14 protein-coding genes and 1 pseudogene are annotated in these 16,907 nt (G+C 66.5%); 8 read left to right on the top strand and 7 right to left on the bottom strand.

Annotated elements, in window-relative coordinates; all coding sequences use genetic code 11:
* Positions 1-71: 71 nt before the first annotated feature.
* From smc to I6F33_RS15310, 5 genes and pseudogenes are all read right to left on the bottom strand, one after another.
* Positions 72-3,536: a chromosome segregation protein SMC gene (gene smc / locus I6F33_RS15330; RefSeq protein WP_225143161.1), complete on the bottom strand. Its 3,465-nt coding sequence runs from the start codon at positions 3,534-3,536 to the stop codon at positions 72-74.
* Positions 3,537-3,753: 217 nt separating this feature from the next.
* Positions 3,754-4,425 (bottom strand): DsbA family protein, encoded by a 672-nt coding sequence (locus tag I6F33_RS15325; protein ID WP_036006292.1) that lies wholly within the window; start codon positions 4,423-4,425, stop codon positions 3,754-3,756.
* 140 nt (positions 4,426-4,565) lie between these two features.
* Entirely contained in the window at positions 4,566-5,063 is a 498-nt protein-coding gene (locus I6F33_RS15320; protein ID WP_225127840.1) for a DUF721 domain-containing protein, read from the bottom strand.
* 10 nt (positions 5,064-5,073) lie between these two features.
* Positions 5,074-5,394, bottom strand: a complete 321-nt coding sequence (locus tag I6F33_RS15315) for a HigA family addiction module antitoxin (RefSeq protein WP_036024868.1) — start codon at positions 5,392-5,394, stop codon at positions 5,074-5,076.
* Positions 5,372-5,650: pseudogene (locus I6F33_RS15310) on the bottom strand (type II toxin-antitoxin system RelE/ParE family toxin); the annotation flags it as partial. The gene I6F33_RS15315 and the pseudogene I6F33_RS15310, both read right to left, overlap by 23 nt.
* 83 nt (positions 5,651-5,733) lie before the next feature.
* On the opposite strand from I6F33_RS15310, the gene mutY reads away from it, so the two are divergent.
* Both mutY and I6F33_RS15300 read left to right on the top strand, forming a co-directional pair.
* Entirely contained in the window at positions 5,734-6,825 is a 1,092-nt protein-coding gene (gene mutY / locus I6F33_RS15305; RefSeq protein ID WP_036024854.1) for an A/G-specific adenine glycosylase, read from the top strand.
* 65 nt (positions 6,826-6,890) lie between these two features.
* Positions 6,891-7,313, top strand: coding sequence for a PaaI family thioesterase (locus I6F33_RS15300; RefSeq protein ID WP_036006298.1), 423 nt, complete (start codon positions 6,891-6,893; stop codon positions 7,311-7,313).
* A gap of 210 nt (positions 7,314-7,523) precedes the next feature.
* Here the strand turns inward: I6F33_RS15300 and I6F33_RS15295 are convergent, their stop codons facing one another.
* Positions 7,524-8,801: a flavin-dependent oxidoreductase gene (locus I6F33_RS15295; RefSeq protein WP_225127837.1), complete on the bottom strand. Its 1,278-nt coding sequence runs from the start codon at positions 8,799-8,801 to the stop codon at positions 7,524-7,526.
* A gap of 124 nt (positions 8,802-8,925) precedes the next feature.
* On the opposite strand from I6F33_RS15295, the gene I6F33_RS15290 reads away from it, so the two are divergent.
* A complete protein-coding gene (locus tag I6F33_RS15290; RefSeq protein ID WP_225143159.1) occupies positions 8,926-9,546 on the top strand; it encodes a glutathione S-transferase family protein in 621 nt (206 codons plus the stop codon).
* 109 nt (positions 9,547-9,655) lie between these two features.
* Here the strand turns inward: I6F33_RS15290 and I6F33_RS15285 are convergent, their stop codons facing one another.
* Positions 9,656-10,579, bottom strand: a complete 924-nt coding sequence (locus I6F33_RS15285; RefSeq protein ID WP_225143157.1) for a LysR family transcriptional regulator — start codon at positions 10,577-10,579, stop codon at positions 9,656-9,658.
* A 91-nt stretch (positions 10,580-10,670) separates the two neighbouring features.
* On the opposite strand from I6F33_RS15285, the gene I6F33_RS15280 reads away from it, so the two are divergent.
* The 5 genes from I6F33_RS15280 (at position 10,671) to I6F33_RS15260 (ending at position 16,867) form a co-directional block, all read left to right on the top strand.
* A complete protein-coding gene (locus tag I6F33_RS15280) occupies positions 10,671-11,114 on the top strand; it encodes a nuclear transport factor 2 family protein (protein WP_225143155.1) in 444 nt (147 codons plus the stop codon).
* A 53-nt stretch (positions 11,115-11,167) separates the two neighbouring features.
* Positions 11,168-11,335 (top strand): DUF1127 domain-containing protein, encoded by a 168-nt coding sequence (locus tag I6F33_RS38325; RefSeq protein ID WP_225143223.1) that lies wholly within the window; start codon positions 11,168-11,170, stop codon positions 11,333-11,335.
* Positions 11,336-11,461: 126 nt separating this feature from the next.
* Complete coding sequence (locus I6F33_RS15270; RefSeq protein ID WP_225143153.1) at positions 11,462-12,046, top strand: biliverdin-producing heme oxygenase; 585 nt, start codon at positions 11,462-11,464, stop codon at positions 12,044-12,046.
* Entirely contained in the window at positions 12,043-14,589 is a 2,547-nt protein-coding gene (locus tag I6F33_RS15265; RefSeq protein ID WP_225143151.1) for an HWE histidine kinase domain-containing protein, read from the top strand. The genes I6F33_RS15270 and I6F33_RS15265 overlap by 4 nt, the downstream gene beginning before the upstream one ends.
* A 268-nt stretch (positions 14,590-14,857) precedes the next feature.
* The gene (locus tag I6F33_RS15260) at positions 14,858-16,867 is read left to right on the top strand and encodes a methyl-accepting chemotaxis protein (RefSeq protein ID WP_225143149.1); all 2,010 of its coding nucleotides are present in this window, start codon (positions 14,858-14,860) and stop codon (positions 16,865-16,867) included.
* Positions 16,868-16,907 lie beyond the last annotated feature (40 nt).

Below are 16,907 nucleotides of genomic sequence, written 5' to 3'. Positions count from 1 at the left end.
ATCTGCAGCGTCGGTCGTACCATGGATTCCGGGTTCGATGCTGCGCATCGCCCCGGAATGACGGTCCAAGATCACGCCACGTTCTGGTCGAGAATGTCCACGGCCTCGGCGAGGCTCACCGACACCAGCTGCGACACGCCGCGCTCGGCCATGGTGACGCCGAACAGGCGGTTCATCCGCGCCATCGTGATCGGGTTGTGCGTGATGATGATAAAGCGCGTGTCGGTCGAGCCAGTCATCTCGTGCAGGAGGTTGCAGTACCGTTCGACGTTGTGGTCGTCGAGCGGCGCGTCGACTTCGTCCAGCACGCAGATCGGCGAGGGGTTGGTCAGGAACACCGCGAAGATCAGCGCCATCGCGGTCAGCGCCTGCTCGCCTCCCGAGAGCAGCGAGAGCGTCTGCGGCTTCTTGCCCGGCGGCTTGGCGATGATCTCGAGGCCGGCTTCCAGCGGGTCGTCGCTCTCGATCAGGTGCAGCGCGGCTTCGCCGCCGCCGAACAGCTCGACGAACAGGCGCTTGAAGTGCTCGTTGACGACGTCGAACGAGGTCAGCAGCCGCTCGCGGGCTTCCTTGTTGAGGCTCTGGATGCCCTGGCGCAGCCGCTTGATCGCCTCGACCAGGTCATCGCGCTCGGTGACGAGGCCGGTGTGCTGGGTCTCGACCTCGCGCAGCTCTTCCTCGGCGCGCAGATTGACGGCGCCGAGGCGCTCGCGGTCCCGGCGCATCTTCTCGAGGTCCTCCTCGATCTCGTGCAGCGGCGGCAGTTCGGCGCCGGGCTCGAGCTCGGCAAGGCCGGCGACGGCCTGCGGCTCGACCTCGAGCATGTCGCGGATCTCGCGCTCGATGTCTTCCAGACGGCGGCGGGCGCCTTCCATGCGCTCCTCGGCGCGGGCGGTGGCCTCGCGGGCACTCGACAGTGCTTCGAGCGTCAGCTTGGCGACTCGGTCGGTCTCGGCCATCGCGGTTTCCGCGGTGGCGAGCGCGTCGGCGGCCATGCGGCGGTCGTTCTCGGCGTATTCGATCTCGGTGATCAGCGCGCTGCGCTTTTCGGCGAACACGGCCGGGGCGTTTTCGAGCTCGCTGCGCTCGATCGTGAGCTCGGCGATGCGGGCCTGGATGGTGTCGATATGGGAGGCCGCGCTCTCCTTGCGGTTCTGCCACTCGGTGCGTTCGGCGAGGATCGCCTGCACGCGGCGATCGGCGAGCTCGGCTTCGCGTGCCAGCGCCTGCGCCTCGGCGCGGACCTGGGCGGCCATGCGGCGGCGGCCTTCGATGTCGCTGCGGACGGCGGCGAGCTGGGTCTCGGTGTCTTCGCTCGACGGCAGCTCGCCGATGCCGGCCTGGGCGTATTCGTAGGCGGCCTCGGCTTCGGCGCGATCGGCGGCGAGGCGGCTGCGCGCTTCCGACAGCGTCGCCTTGCGCGCGGCATGGCGGCTGATCTCGCGCTCGGCATTGGCGTGGCGCTCGCGCGCGACGTTCAGCTCGCGCTGGGCGGCACGCCAGGCTTCGCGGCTCGCGCCTTCGGTGCTCGCCGCCATCTGCAGCTCGGACTCGGCATTCTCCAGCGCCTGGCGCTTGATCTGCGCGTCGATGCGGGCCTGCTCCAGCTCGTTCTCGATGTCGACGAGGCGGGCGCGTTCGGCCAGGCGCCGCGCGGCGCCGGTCGGCGCGTGAGCCGCGGCGACAAAACCGTCCCAGCGCCAGACGTCGCCCTCGGGCGAGACCAGCCGCTGGCCGGTCTTGAGCTGCGAGACCAGCTCGGCGCCGCGCTCGCGCGGGACGACACCGATCTGCGCGAGGCGACGCGCCAGCTCGGCCGGCGCCTGCACATGGTTGGAGAGCGGAACGGCGCCTTCGGGCAGCTCCGGATCGCCCTCGGTGTGTCCGACATTGGTCCAGCGCATCGGCGCCGACGGATCGATCGGGGCGTCGAGATCGTCGCCGAGCGCGGCGCCGATCGCCTTTTCATAGCCCTTGTCGACGGTGATGCCGTCGATGATCGGCGGCCACAAATTCTTGGTCTCGCCGTTGACGATCTTGGAGATCGTGCGCGCCTCGGTCTCGAGCCGCTGCACGCGCTTGTCGGCCTCGACCAGCGGCGAGCGTGAGGATTCCAGCGTCTGGCGTGCCGCGACATGCGCCGCTTCGCTGGCCTGCGCCGCAGCTTCGGAGGCGGCCAGCGTCCCTTCCGCCGTCTCGACCAGCGCGGTCAGCTCGTCGAGATCGCCGAAGCCGCCGGTTGCTTCGGTGAGCTTCTGCTCTTCTGCCGTGACGTTCGCGATCTCCTGATCGAGCCGGGCGAGCTTGTCGCGATGGGTGCGGACGTTGGCCTCGAGCTGGTTGCGCTTCGCGGTGAGGTCGGCGAGCGCGGTTGTGAGCTCGGCGAAGCGCTGCTCGGTTTCGGTCAGTACCGCCTCGGCCTCGGCGACGCGCTCGTCGACGCCGGAGCGCTTCTCGACGCGCGACTTGATCTCTTCCTTCAGCTCGGCGTCTTCGGCGTCGAGCCGTTGCAGCGCGACGTCGGCGTCCATGGTTTGTTGCTGAGCACGGGAAATGTCGCCCTCGAACTGGGCGAGGCGGCGCTCGAGCTCGGCGACGCGCTCCTTGGCGCGCTCTTCCTCACGGTCGAGCTGCTCGCGGGCATTGGTCAGGCGCTGCAGGCCGGCGGCGGCGCGCGCTTCGGCATCGCGCAGCGCCGGCATCTCGGCGGCGCGGATCGCCTGGATGCGGGCGGCTTCGGCCTGGTGCTGGGTGCGCTCGGCCATCTCGCGCACGGCGAGATCGTGGGTCTGGCCGGACTCGTTGACGTCGGCATGGGCACCGACCCAGCGCAGGTGGAACAGCGTGGCTTCGGCCTTGCGGACCTTGGCGGCGACCTCGCGATAGCGCACGGCCTGGCGAGCCTGCTTCTTCAGGCCTTCCATCTGGCCGGAGAGCTGGCCGATCACATCCTCGACGCGGGTGAGGTTGGTTTCGGCCGCCTTCAGCCGCAGCTCGGCCTCGTGACGGCGGGCATGCAGGCCGGCAACGCCCGCGGCATCTTCCAGCACGCGGCGGCGCTGCTCGGGCTTGGCCTGGATGATCTCGCCGATCTTGCCCTGGTGAACGAGGGCGGGCGAGCGTGCGCCGGTGGCGGCGTCCGCGAACAGGATCTGCACGTCGCGGGCCCGCACGTCGCGGCCGTTGATGCGGTAGACCGAGCCGGCCTCGCGCTCGATGCGGCGGGAGATTTCCAGGATCTGGCTGTCGTTCATCGCCGCCGGCGCGGTGCGATCGGCATTGTCGATCGTCATCGTCACTTCGGCATGGTTGCGCGCCGGACGATTGCCGGAGCCGGCGAAGATCACCGCATCCATGTCGGCCGCGCGCAGCGACTTGTAGGAGGTCTCGCCCATCGCCCAGCGCAGCGCCTCGACGAGATTGGACTTGCCGCAGCCGTTGGGGCCGACCACGCCGGTCAGGCCGGGCTCGATGACGAAGTCCGTGGGCTCAACGAAGGACTTGAAACCGTGAAGGCGCAGGCGGGTGATTTTCATAAGCACGCATCTCTGTTGGCAGGCGCGAATCCCCCTGCCGGGACAATACCATGGAAGGCAATGTCGCTGTCTGGGTGAGTCGCGCGAGGCGCCTCATGCGGCTGGACAATGGCCGCGGTGCGCCGCGAGGGCAACCGGCGAAAGCCGCTTTTCCCAAGGGATTTATGCCGGGAAAGATACGGCTTTCGAGATGCGAATCAGGATCTTGACGCGCGAATCAGCTCTTCAGCAGCGGGTTGATCTTCTTGGCGAACTCCTCGAACGAGGTGTCGCCCTTGATCTTCTCGCCGTTGATGAAGAAGGTCGGCGTCGAATCCACCTTGAGCACGTCGCTGGCATATTTCTGGTCGGCGGCAATCTTGTCGAGCAGCGCCTGGTCCTTCAGGCAGGCCTCGACCTGCTGCTGGGTGAGGCCGGCCTGCTTGCCGATCCGCGTCAGGGTCTCGGTGGTGTTCTTCATCACCCAGTCATTCTGCTGGCGGAACAGCATGTCGGTGACCGCGAAGTATTTCGGCGCATCGTCCTTGGCGATGCAGCGCGACAGCATCGAGCCGGCGGCGGCTTTGATGTCGAGCGGGAACTCGCGGAAGATGTAACGCACCTTGCCGGTGTCGATGTATTCCGTCTTGATCTTCGGGAACACCTGCTCGTTGAAGGCGGCGCAGTGCGGGCACGTCATCGAGGCGTATTCGGTGATGGTGACGGCGGCATCCTTCGGGCCGAGCGCCATGTCGGGCAGCGACACCGGCTTGGCGACGTCGGCGGCCGACTGCGCCATTGCTTCAGGGATCATGGCGTCCGAGATGAACCGCAGCGGCGAGAGCCCGGCGAACGCGGCAAGCCCGGTCAGCGACAGCATCGTGGTGAAGGCGCGGCGGGTGATGATCAAGGTCGGCTCCCGGGATTGGCAAGGTTCGCCCAAAGGACGGGTCAAGGTTTCCTGCTCGGACGGCCTGTCGCTAGCTTGAAACGTCGTTTGAGGCAATGGCGGGCGCTACGGACAGGTCCAGTTTGGCCGCGGAATGAGGCTCAATTTCGCTTGATGGCGGCCCCGAGGCGCGCCAGCGCGGTCTTCAGTTCTTCATCTTCGATCTCGGTCAGGTTCTCCGCCACCTTGGCGACAGCCTTGGGGTCGGGTGGGCCGGGCCGCTTCCGGGCCCGCGGCCGCGACAGGGGCGCCTGGCGGAAGGCCAGCTTGCCGACCGCGCTCCAGCCGAAGAAGCGGTTGACCCGCTCCAGGATCACGTCGGCCGAATGCTGAATCTCCAGCGCCATCGGCCCCTCGACCCGTAGCACCAGGGTTGCCGGCTCCTGCGGCTGACCCTCGACCGGCCGCGGCCATTGCATCTTGAGCGGCTCGGCATGGGCCGCGATCTCCGGCCCCGCGATCTGTGCCCACCGCGTCACCAGCTCGCGCGCCGCAAAGCCCTGCTTGGCATAGGCCTCGGCAAAGACGTCGTTGAGCAGGATCCCGAGCGGTTTGGCGCTGACCGGGCCGGGCTTGAAGATGGGGCCGGATTTGGACATGAGCCGTCCGTTATGCCGCGGCGCGAGGCCGGATGGCCTTGAGGTCGCGATCGATCTCGCGCCGTCGTTGCATCAGATCATAGTCCATCTGCAGACCCAGGAAAAAGCCCTCCGACAGACCGAAATAGCGGGCGAGCCGCAGGTCAGTGTCGGCGGTGATGTCGCGCTTGCCGAGGACGATCTCGTTGATCCGCCGCGGCGGGACGTGAACGGCCCGCGCCAGCGCGTTCTGGCTCAGCTCCATCGGCTTCAAAAACTCCTCCAGCAGGATCTCGCCGGGATGGGGATTGCGGAGGAACCCGTTCCTGGTGGTAGTCGACGATTTCGACATCTCTCGGTCCTCCTTCATCCCACACAAAACAGATGCGCCACTGATCGTTGATCCGGATCGAGTGCTGACCTTCGCGGTTGGCTTTCAGGGCTTCCAGCCGATTGCCCGGCGGAACCTTGAGATCCGCCAACACCCGCGCCTGGTTTAGCAAGCGCAGCTTTCGCAAAGCCACATTCTGAATGTCGGACGGCAGTTTTCGACTTCGCCGACCGGACCAGATCAACTCTGTCTCGGAGTTGGCGAAGCTCTGGATCATGTCTGTGTATAACGCAAGGCGTTATAGCGCGCAACGGTCCGGTCGCGCTGGCCACAGGCGGAATCCTCCTCTAGTAAAGGTGCATGCTCTCCACGACTGCGCGCAAGAAGGAACAGAGTACGGCGTCGTCGGTTCGCCCGCTCGCGCTCCTGCAATGGTACGACCGCCACCGCCGCCGATTGCCGTGGCGCGCCGCGCCGGGCGAGGCATCCGATCCCTATCGCGTCTGGCTCTCCGAGATCATGCTCCAGCAGACCACCGTGAAGGCGGTCGGCCCCTATTTCGAAAAGTTCGTCGCGCGCTGGCCTGATGTCACGGCGCTGGGGCGAGCCTCGCAGGACGACGTGCTGCGGATGTGGGCGGGGCTCGGCTACTATTCGCGCGCACGCAACCTCCACGCCTGCGCGGTCGCGGTGACGCGCGAACATGGCGGCGTGTTTCCGGATACCGAGGAGGGCCTGCGCGCGCTGCCGGGGATCGGGCCCTACACGGCGGCGGCGATTGCGGCGATCGCGTTCGACCGCCGCACCATGCCGGTCGACGGCAATATCGAGCGCGTGGTGTCGCGGCTGTTCGCGGTCGAGGAGGAGCTGCCGCAAGCCAAGCCGCTCATCCAGCAACTGGCCGCGACGCTGCTGGCGGAGTCTCGCGCCGGCGACAGCGCGCAGGCGCTGATGGATCTCGGCGCCTCGATCTGCACGCCGAAGAAGCCGGCCTGCTCGCTGTGTCCGCTGAACGAGGACTGCGCGGCACGCGCGCAGGGCACCCAGGAGACGTTCCCGCGCAAGGCACCGAAGAAGAGCGGGACGCTCAGGCGCGGTGCCGCCTTCGTGGTCACGCGCGGCGACGAGCTGCTCGTCCGCTCGAGGCCCGAAAAGGGGTTGCTCGGCGGCATGACGGAGGTGCCGTGCTCGGACTGGCTCGCCGGCCAGGACGATGCAACGGCGAAGCAGCAGGCGCCGCAGCTGAAGGGGCTGTCGCGCTGGCAGCGCAAGGTGGGCGCCGTCACCCACGTCTTCACGCATTTTCCGCTCGAGCTAGTGGTCTACACGGCCAAGGCCGAGGCCCGGGTCCGCGCGCCCGAGGGCATGCGTTGGGTGCCGATCGCGACTCTGGCAGATGAGGCGCTGCCCAACGTCATGCGCAAGGTCATCGCGCATGGATTGGATCTCTAGCATCCATCCTGCTGACAGCAGGCTGTCAGCAGGCTTGCGCTAACAGGGGGCAAAGGAGATCTCGCATGGTCAAGACCGCGCTCGATAACTTCCCAAGGCCCCCATGCGCCGAGCTGCTCGGCTGGCGCCTGCTCGATGCCCGTCCGGAGGAGGGCTGGATCAAGCTCGGCTTCGACGGCAAGCCGGAGTTCTGCAACCCCGCGGGCTTCATCCAGGGCGGCATGCTCTCGGCGATGCTCGACGACACCATGGGTCCGGCGGTGCTGGTGATGAGCGAGGGCCGGCTCTACACCACCACGATCAGCATGACCGTGAATTTTTTGGCACCCGCAAAGCCCGGTCCGATCACCGGCGAAGCCAAGGTCACGCAGCTCGGCAAGACCATCGCCTTCGTCGAAGCCAAGCTGATGGCAGAGGACGGCACGGTGCTGGCGACGGCAAGCGCCAGCGAGCGATTGTTGGAGGCGGCGAGGGTGGTGGGAAAATAGTTCGGCGGTGCGCACTGCTCTTCCTTCTCCCCTTGCGGGAGAAGGTGGCGCGAAGCGCCGGATGAGGGGTTGCCTCAGCGAATTCTACGGCAAAAGATTTACCTGCGGACAGAACCCCTCACCCAAGTGAGTCCGCTTCTACCTGCGTCGCTGCCCTCTCCCGCAAGGGGAGAGGGCGTATTCGCGCACATCTCGCCTTGAGCAAAGAACTCACCCCTTCGCCCGCGCGTCCTTGCTCACGATCGGCGGCTTCGCATTCAGCGCCTCGACCTGAAATCCCGCAACGCGCTTGTAGTTGGCGGCGATGTCCTCCAGCTCCTTTTGCGACAGCACGTCGGTGACGACCTTGTACCCGTCAGGCGCGCGCTCCTCGACCAGCTGCATCACCTGCTCGGGACCGTTCTTGCGGTTGAGCAGGACGAGGTCGGTGGTTGCGGGCCGTCGCTCGGCCTCATAGGCGAGCAGTGCCGCCTGCGTCGGGCCGTGCGCCAGGATCTCGCGCGTGATGACGCGCGCGTCGAGGATCGCCTGCGAGGCGCCGTTCGAGCCGATCGGGTACATCGGATGCGCGGCATCGCCCATCAGCGTGACGCGGCCGAAGGTCCATTGCGACACCGGATCGCGATCGACCAGCGGATATTCGTAGGCGTGCGGGCAGTTCCTGATCAGGGCGGGCACATCGAGCCAGTCGAACTGCCAGCTCTCGAACCAGGGCAGGAACTCCTCGAGCCGCGCCGTGCGGTTATAGTCCTCGCGACGCCACTGATAGGTCGGCGGCATGTGGCGCTCCGCGACCCAGTTGATGAGGTGGTTGCCGTCGGCGTCCGCTTCTTTCGAGATCGGATAGCAGACGAATTTCAGGATCTCGTGACCGGCCATGATCATGCTGCGGCCGGTGAGGAAGGCTTTGGCCGGCGTGACGCCGCGCCAGAGGATGCGGCCGTTCCAGATCGGCGGGCCTTCGTTCGGATAGAGCTTCTCTCGCGCGGCGGAATGGATGCCGTCGGCGGCGATCAGGATCGCGCCCTCGTAGGTGCCGGCGGCCTTGCCGGTCGCCCTGTCGACGAAGTCGGCGCGCACGCCGCCCGCCGTCTCGGTCCAGCCGGTCAGATGATGGCTGGTGAGGATGTTGTCGCGGCCGAGCCGCTCGAGCGCGGTGTCGAGCAGGATCTGCTGCAGCGTGCCGCGATGGATCGAGAATTGCGGCCATTTGTAGCCGGCCTCAAGGCCGCGCGGCTCGCTCCAGATCGGCTTGCCGTGCTTGGAGAAATATGCGAGCTCGCGCGTCCGCACACCGCTGGCGTCCAGCTTGTCCAGCAGGCCGAGCTCGATCAGCTCGCGCACCGCATGCGGCAGCACGTTGATGCCGACCCCGAGCGGCTTCAGTTCCGCGACACTCTCGAACACTTTCACGGGAACGCCGATTTGATGCAGGCTGAGCGCAAGCGTCAGCCCGCCGATGCCGCCACCGGCGATGAGTACCGTCATGAGAAAACCCCTCCGATGGAGGCGTCTTGGCACAGCCGGGCGGCCGTGGGCAACTGCGAACAGGCCGCCTATGGACGGCGCGGCGGAGGACCGTTAACCTCCGGTTTTCCCCATGAGGTCCGACATGCTCAAGCTCTACTACGCCACCGGCACCTGCGCGCTCGCCACCTACATCACCCTGGAAGAGGCCGGCGCCGACTACACCGCTGAGCGGCTGAGCTTCAAGGATAACCAGCAGAACAGCCCGGACTATCTCGCCATCAACCCGAAGGGCCGGGTGCCGGCGCTGGTCACCGACCGCGGCGTCCTGACCGAGACGCCGGCGATGCTGGCCTATCTCGCGCAGACCTTCCCCAAGGCGAAGCTCGCGCCGCTCGACGATCCCTTCGACTTCGCCCAGGTGCAGTCGTTCAACTCCTATCTCTGCTCGACCGTGCACATCAACCACGCCCACAAGATGCGCGGCGCGCGCTGGGCGACCGAGGAGAGCTCGTTCGCCGACATGAAGGCGATGGTGCCGAAGACCATGGGCGCCTGCTTCAAGCTGATCGAGCAGAAGATGTTTCGGGGACCCTGGGTGATGGGCGATCAGTACACGATCTGCGATCCCTATCTCTATACGCTCTCGACCTGGCTCGAAGGCGACAGCGTCGACATGAATGCGACGCCGAAGATCGCCGATCACTTCAAGCGCATGTCCGATCGCCCCGCGGTGAGCAAGGTGATGGCGGCGCAGAAGGCGTAGGAGCGCAGCTGTTGTGGGGTGGGTTAGCGCAGCGTAACCCACCTCTTCTGTCGCTGCGGAAGCCAAAGTGGTGGGTTACGCCTTCGGCTAACCCACCCTACGAGAGTTGCTACGGGAGTTTCCGCCTGGCTTGCTCCAGCTGCCGCCCCGTCTCCAGCATCAGCCTTCTCAGCCAGATCGAACCGGGGTCCATCTGCGCGCGCGTCGGGTGGAACATGAACTGCTCGTCGATCCCTGGATCGAGCGGCGGCGTCACCGTGACGAGGCCGAGCTGCTGCGACAGCGCGGCGATCAGCCGGCGCGGCACGAAGGCGACGAGATCGGTGCGCGCGGCAACGTGCAAGGCTTCGAGATAGCCCGGCACGACCAGCGAGATATGTCGCTCGACGCCTTTGCTGTGCAGCCAGGTGTCGATGAGATCCTCGGCATTGCCGCGGATGATCACGCCGACATGGCGGGCGGCCAGGAACGCCTCGCGTCGCTTCAGCCTCGCTCCGACGGGATGGCCGCGCCGCACCGCCAGCGCGTCGCTGTCGGTGTAGAGCAACTGGCGATGAAACCCCTTGAAGGCGTTGCCGATCGAGATCACGAGATCGATGGTGCGGGCGAACTCGGCGTGGAAGATCGCAGGTCCCCGCCACGGCACCACGTCGATGCGGACGTTGGGGGCAAGGCGCGTCACTTTCGCCATCAAGGGCGGCATCAACAGCTCGACCGCGAGATCCGGCATCATCAGGCGGAACTGCCGCTCGCTGCGCGCGGCATTGAAGTCATCGGGCAAGAACAGCCCGCGGACCTGGTCGAGCGCCTGCGCCAGCGGCGCACGCAGGGCGAGCGCCCGCGGCGTCAGCTCCATCCGTACGCCCGTGCGCACCAGCAGCGGGTCACCGAAGATGTCGCGCAGGCGCTGCAAGGCGTGGCTCGTGGCCGGCTGTGACAGGCCAATCCTCAGGGCCGCGCGGCTGACATTGGCCTCGCGGAGCAATGCGTCGAGCGCGGTCAATAGGTTGAGGTCGAGCGTTTTCAAATTCATGAGGTGAATAGATATCATATTTCATATCGATTTGAAGAATGACGTTGGCCCGGCGATGATCTCGGCGTTGTCACCACGAGGAGATGCCGCCATGAACGCGAGCGCCAACAAGAAACTGCTGCAGGATATCTTTGCCGCGGCCGCCAATCCCGATCCCGCCGCGCGCGACCGCGCCCTGTTCAGCGCAAGTCTCGCCGACGACGCCAAATGGGTCGTCACCGGGCAATATTCCTGGTCGCGCACCTTTGCCGGCAAGGAGGCGATCCTCAAGGATCTGCACGGTTATGTCCGCACGCGCCTGCGCGACCGCACGCGTACCGTCGCCCATCGCTTCATCGCCGATGACGACATCGTGGTGGTCGAAGCCAAGGGCGATAACGTCACGCCCGAGGGCGTGCGTTACGACAACGATTATTGCCTCGTGTTTCGTCTGGAGGACGGCAGGATCAAGGAGATTCGCGAGTACTGCGACTCCGTGCTGACCGAGAAGGCGCTCGGCCCGTTTCCGCAAGCTCCCGCCAGGGCAGCGAGCTGACCAGATTGGATCAGGTCGCGTCCACCGGCCGCTCCTGTTCGTCACGGCCCGCGATGTTTGTGCGGGCCTGCCGGGCGCTGCTGGAACTCATGCAGACCCGGCACGAGCGGTCTCGGATCCGCTGCCAGCTCGCGGCCATGACCGAACGCGAGCTTCAGGATTTCGGGATGTCCCGGAGCGAGATCGAGCACGAGCTCAGAAGGACGGTTCGGCGGAAATGAACGGAGTGGACCCCCCATGTCTCGCCTCTCGCGGTGCCAAGGCCGGCGGAACTATTGCGTGCCGCCGGCGTTCCCTCGGTTGCCGGGCGCGCCGCGCCCGCGGCAACCTGCGTTCTCGGGAATTTCATGCTGGCTGGGGCTTCGGACGTTTCAACGCAGGGAGGCCGCAGCTTCTCCGGACTGCGCGAACGACTAAGAGACGCAACGTCGGCCGCGCACCGCGACCTCGACGCGCAGCTATCGGCGTTCGATCTGACCGAGCTCTCCGGCTATCGGCGCTTTCTGCAAGCCAGCGCCGGCGCCTTGCTGCCGCTCGAGACGGCACTCGTCGAGGCCGACGTCAGCAGCGCTTTCCCGGACTGGCCTGAGCGGTCGCGAAGCGCGGCAATTCTGGCTGATCTCGAGCGCCTCGGCAGCGCGGTGCCGCGGCTGGCGTCCGTGCCCCCACTGACGCGCAGCGGCGTTGTGGGCACGATGTATGTGCTCGAAGGCTCCCGTCTCGGGGCAAAATTCCTGCTGAAGATGGTCGCGGATTCCGCCAATCCGCGCATCTGCGAAGCTGTCGCCTATCTCAGTCACGGCACCGGCAGGCGGTTTTGGCAAACTTTCCTGGCGAAGCTTGCAATCGACGAGCGTTGGGATGAGGACGAGGCGATCGCGGCGGCCCACATCGCCTTCGCCGCATTCGAGCAGGCGGCGGACCGGGCATGAACCAGGCCGTCAATCTCACCAATTGCGACCGCGAGCCGATCCACATTCCCGGCAGTGTGCAGCCGTTTGGCTTCCTGCTGGCCGTGCTCTCGGATTTCACGATCTGCATGGCCTCGGATAACGTCGGGAGCTTTCTTGGAACGGATGTTGCCGACCTGCTGCAGCGGCCGCTGTCGGGCGTGATCTCCGAGGCGGCGGTCGAAACGATCCGCAGCCGGGTCGATCATCTCGGCGGTCCGGATGCGACCGAGCGCCTGTTCGGCGTCGAGCTGCAGCCCGGCAAGCCACCCTTTGATCTTTCGATCCATCTCTCCGGCGTCTATCTGATCATCGAGGCGGAGCCGAGCGTCCACGAGCCCGGCGTCAATTCCGGCGAGCTCGTGCGCTTGATGCTCGAACGGATCCGCAAGACGCGCGGAATGGCCGATCTTGCGCGCGAGGCGGCGCGTCAGCTCAAGGTGCTGACCGGCTTCGACCGCGTCATGGTCTATCAGTTTCACCCGGACGGGTCCGGCGAGGTGATCGCCGAGACGGCGGAGTCCGGGCTCGAATCCTTTTTCGGTCTGCGTTACCCCGCCTCCGACATCCCAAGGCAGGCGCGCGCGCTCTATCAGCGCAACTGGCTGCGCATCATCGCCGACGTCGACGCGCGGCCTGCCGCGCTGATGTCCACGGCCACGCATAATGCGGGACTGCTCGACCTGTCGATGAGCGTGCTGCGCTCGGTGTCGCCGATCCACATCGAATATCTGCGCAACATGGGCGTTGCCGCCTCCATGTCGGTGTCGATCCTGCGCGACGGCAAGCTGTGGGGTCTGTTTGCCTGCCACCATTATTCGCCGCGTTACATTTCGTTCGACAAACGCACGGCCTCCGAGCTGTTCGGTCAGATGTTCTCGTGGATCGTGGAAGGCCGCGAGCGCGAGGGTGACGTCGCCTATGAGGCCCGCGCGCATCAGGTCCAGGAGCGATTGATCGAGATCGCGGCCTCGCACGACCACAGCCGGCGGGCGATCGTCGATTTCCTGGGCGACTACCGCAAGATGATCGAGTGCGACGGTGTCGCAGTCTGGTCCGATAATACCATCGCGCTCGAGGGCGAGACCCCGACCGAAGACGAGGTGAAGGATCTCGTCGCCTTCATCAACCGGACTTCGCCGGGCCGGATCTTCGCCAGCGCCGAGATCGCCCAGGTCTACGCCGCCGGCCAGGCCTTCCGTGACCGCGCGGCGGGCTTTCTCGCCATCCCGATCTCGCGCACGCCGCGCGATTGCCTGATCTTCTTCCGCCGCGAAGTCACGCGATCGGTGAAATGGGCCGCCGATCCCAACAAGGTCTACGACGAAGGGCCGCACGGGCCGCGCCTCACCCCGCGCAAGAGCTTCGAGCTATGGCAGGAAACCGTGGCGGGGCAGTCGAAGCCGTGGTCGGCGGCCGATATCCGCATCGCCGAGAGCCTGCGCGTCACGCTGCTGGAGGTGATCCTGCAACTGTCCGACCTCGCCGCGCGCGAGCGCCGCGGGGCACAGGAGCGGCAGGAACTGATGATCGCCGAGCTCAATCATCGCGTCCGCAACATCCTGAGCCTCGTGCGCGCCCTGGTGGCGCAGAGCAAGGAGACTGCGACCGGCATCGAGGAGTTCGCCAGCGTGCTCGGCGGCCGCATCCAGGCCCTCGCGCGCGCCCACGACCAGATCACGAACCTGAACTGGGCACCCGTCGCGCTCCGCACCCTGGTCGAGTCCGAGGCCGGCGCCTATCTCGGTGCGCGCGCAGACCGGGTGAAGATGGGCGGTCCGGACGTCGCGCTCGATCCAAAGGCGTTCGCGACGCTGGCGCTCGTCGTTCATGAGATGATGACCAATTCCGCCAAGTACGGCGCGCTTGCCGATTCCACCGGCAGTGTCGAGGTGGTCTGGCGCCTCGACCCGTCTTCCAGCCTCGTCATCGAGTGGAAGGAGAGCGGCGGTCCGCCCGTGCAGCCGCCGTCGCGGCGCGGCTTCGGCACCACCATCATCGAGCGGTCGGTGCCGTTCGATCTCAAGGGCGATGCCGAGATCCGTTTCGACCTCCTGGGCGTCCAGGCGAAGTTCGTCATTCCGCCCAACTTCGTCCAGCTCGTCCCATCCATCGCGGGAGCCGCCATCCGTATCGAGGAGCAGCAATCTGCCCGTCCACGGATTTCCGACACGGCCCTGATCGTGGAGGACAACCTGATCATCGCGATGGCCGCGGAGGTCATCCTGCTCGACCTCGGCGCCCGCCACGTCGACACCGCCGCAACCGTCGACCAGGCACTGCGCTCGATCGAGCGTTCGCGGCCGAGCTTTGCCCTGCTCGACCTCAATCTCGGCAGCGAGAGCAGCATCAAGGTGGCGCAGAAGCTGAAGGAGATCGGGGTGCCCTTCATCTTCGCGACCGGCTATGGCGAGCGCGCGCCGATCCCCGAGCCATTGGCCTCCGCGCCGGTGGTCCAGAAGCCCTACACGCTGGAAGTGGTCGAAAATGCACTCGGCAAATTGCAGCAGGCCGGCGCCCAATAGGCATCCCCTGACGAACAGCATGCATCGGCGTGCATGGCACAGCGGATTCGCATGCGGCTTTGCATAGCTGCCGCCAAAATCAGCAGATTTGGTGCAGGTCGAGACCGGGCGCGCGAGGAATTTGAAGGTTCAATTAAGAAGTGTCCCCCATTGTGTCGCGGTGCAGCGTAGGCCGCCAGGGCGCGGCGTGCGGCTGCCGGAGTGGCCGTGACGATCGCCGGAGTCGTTCGGCCCCTCGAATTCACATGCATCTGGGTGGACAGTGGGAATGCCGAAATTTCGTTTGCGGATCAGGGGACGCCTGTACGCAGGCTTCATGGCCCTGGTGGCGGTGGGTGTCGTGATGGCGGTGGTTGCCGTCTGGAATTTGCGGGATGTGCAGGATCAGGTCGCAAGACAATCCGCCCTCTCGGACAGCACGGCGCGGGTGCTGGAAATATCGGCCCATCTGCAGGCGATTCAGCGGGCCAATTTGCGCTACGTCTACGACGGCAACGAGTCCGCAATGAAGGAAGCGCAAGAGCGCGAGACCGCGGCGAGCGAGCTGCTCCGGATCGGCGCTCAGGGGGCGCTCTCCGAGGAGCGGCGCGCGCTCTACAACGGCCTGATCGACGAGATCGCGAAAATGCGGCGCCTGCGTGACAATCTCGGCGACGCCGTCAACGAGACGAGAACGGGAAAGGCGACGCTGCTGCCGAGTGGCGAGGACCTGGCCACCAAGACGAACAAGCTCGTCGACGTGGCGCGCGCCGCCGTCGATGAAGATACCGCTTCCCTCGTCGCCGATCTCGAATCCCGAATCCTGCTCGTGAGGATCGTAAATTGGCGTTTTCTGGCCCTTCGCGATGCGCAGGGCCCTGCGACCTTCAGGGCGAGCATCGACAGGGCATTACAACGGCTCGGGGCACTCGAAAAGAGCCCGCAGGCGGCGGCGTTGCGCGCCACGCTGGCGCCGGTGAAGACCTCGCTTGAAACCTACAAGACGGCGTTCGAGACGACCTCCGCAGCGATGCTTAAAGCGGACGAGATCTACCACAAGAGCCTCGCGCCCCTCATCGTCGACAGCATCGGCAAGCTCAAGGTGGCGGAAACGACGCTGAAGGAGGACTACCAGGCATCGCGCACCACCGCCGAGGCCGTGATCGCGGGAACGACGACCGTGCAGGAGATCGCCGGCGGCCTTGCCATCCTGTTCGGAGGCATCGTCGCCTTCCTCATCGCCCGCAGCATCGTCGGTCCGCTGACCTCGATGACGCAGGCGATGGGGCGGCTTGCCGGCGGCAATCTCGAGGTCGAGATTCCCGGCCGCGGCAGGGCCGACGAGATCGGCGACATGGCCAAGGCGATCCAGGTCTTCAAGGACAACATGATCGAGACCGAGAGCATGCGCGCCGAGCAGGCCGAACTCGAGGCGCGGCAGGCCGAGAACCGCAGGAAAGACATGGCCAGGCTCGCCGATCAGTTCGAGCAGGCCGTCGGCGAGATCGTCAACACGGTGTCGTCGGCATCGGGCGAGCTCGAAGCCTCCGCCGGCACGTTGACGACGACTGCCGCGCGCGCCCAGGACCTCTCGACGGAGGTCGCCAGCGCTTCGCAGGAGGCCTCGGCCAATGTGCAGGCGGTCGCCTCTGCAACCGAGGAGCTCTCCTCCTCGGTCTCCGAGATCGCCCGCCAGGTGCAGGAATCCGCCCGCATCGCCACCGAGGCTGTCGGTCAGGCGAGCCGGACCAACGAGCGCGTCGGCGCGCTCTCCAAGGCCGCCGCGCGGATCGGCGACGTGGTCGAGCTGATCAGCACCATTGCCGGCCAGACCAACCTCTTGGCGCTGAACGCCACGATCGAGGCGGCGCGCGCGGGCGAAGCCGGCCGCGGCTTTGCCGTGGTCGCTACCGAGGTCAAGGCGCTCGCCGAGCAGACGGCCAGGGCCACCGGCGAGATCGCCCAGCAGGTCTCCGGCATCCAGGCCGCGACCGAGGAGTCGGTCGGCTCGATCCGGGAGATCAGCGGCACCATCGAGCGGCTGTCGGAGATCGCCTCAACGGTCGCCGCGGCCGTGGAGCAGCAGGGCGCGGCGACGCAGGAGATATCCCGCAACGTCCAGCAGGCGGCCCAGGGCACGCAGCTCGTCTCGTCCAACATCGGCGACGTGCAGCGCGGCGCCTCCGAGACCGGCTCGGCCTCCTCGCAGGTGTTGTCGGCGGCGCGCTCGCTGTCGGCCGACAGCAACCGGTTGAAGCAGGAAGTCGCCAAGTTCCTGAGCTCGGTCCACGCTGCCTGACGTCTTGAAAGCAAGAGGCCACGCGGATGCGCGTGGCCTC

Origin of the sequence: Bradyrhizobium sp. BRP20 (assembly GCF_020194215.1) — a bacterium.
Lineage (GTDB): Bacteria > Pseudomonadota > Alphaproteobacteria > Rhizobiales > Xanthobacteraceae > Bradyrhizobium > Bradyrhizobium yuanmingense.
Note: the sequence above shows the minus strand (reverse complement) of the source record. Positions and strands in the feature narration are given on the sequence as shown.

Excerpts from the sequence above, each read along its gene's own strand:
- I6F33_RS15270 (WP_225143153.1), top strand. The coding sequence starts at position 11,462 with ATGCTGGCTGGGGCTTCGGACGTTTCAACGCAGGGAGGCCGCAGCTTC.
- I6F33_RS15320 (WP_225127840.1), bottom strand. The coding sequence starts at position 5,063 with ATGTCCAAATCCGGCCCCATCTTCAAGCCCGGCCCGGTCAGCGCCAAA.
- I6F33_RS15280 (WP_225143155.1), top strand. The coding sequence starts at position 10,671 with ATGAACGCGAGCGCCAACAAGAAACTGCTGCAGGATATCTTTGCCGCG.
- I6F33_RS15300 (WP_036006298.1), top strand. The coding sequence starts at position 6,891 with ATGGTCAAGACCGCGCTCGATAACTTCCCAAGGCCCCCATGCGCCGAG.
- I6F33_RS38325 (WP_225143223.1), top strand. The coding sequence starts at position 11,168 with ATGTTTGTGCGGGCCTGCCGGGCGCTGCTGGAACTCATGCAGACCCGG.
- I6F33_RS15260 (WP_225143149.1), top strand. The coding sequence starts at position 14,858 with ATGCCGAAATTTCGTTTGCGGATCAGGGGACGCCTGTACGCAGGCTTC.
- I6F33_RS15315 (WP_036024868.1), bottom strand. The coding sequence starts at position 5,394 with ATGTCGAAATCGTCGACTACCACCAGGAACGGGTTCCTCCGCAATCCC.
- I6F33_RS15265 (WP_225143151.1), top strand. The coding sequence starts at position 12,043 with ATGAACCAGGCCGTCAATCTCACCAATTGCGACCGCGAGCCGATCCAC.
- I6F33_RS15295 (WP_225127837.1), bottom strand. The coding sequence starts at position 8,801 with ATGACGGTACTCATCGCCGGTGGCGGCATCGGCGGGCTGACGCTTGCG.
- I6F33_RS15285 (WP_225143157.1), bottom strand. The coding sequence starts at position 10,579 with ATGAATTTGAAAACGCTCGACCTCAACCTATTGACCGCGCTCGACGCA.
- smc (WP_225143161.1), bottom strand. The coding sequence starts at position 3,536 with ATGAAAATCACCCGCCTGCGCCTTCACGGTTTCAAGTCCTTCGTTGAG.
- I6F33_RS15290 (WP_225143159.1), top strand. The coding sequence starts at position 8,926 with ATGCTCAAGCTCTACTACGCCACCGGCACCTGCGCGCTCGCCACCTAC.
- mutY (WP_036024854.1), top strand. The coding sequence starts at position 5,734 with ATGCTCTCCACGACTGCGCGCAAGAAGGAACAGAGTACGGCGTCGTCG.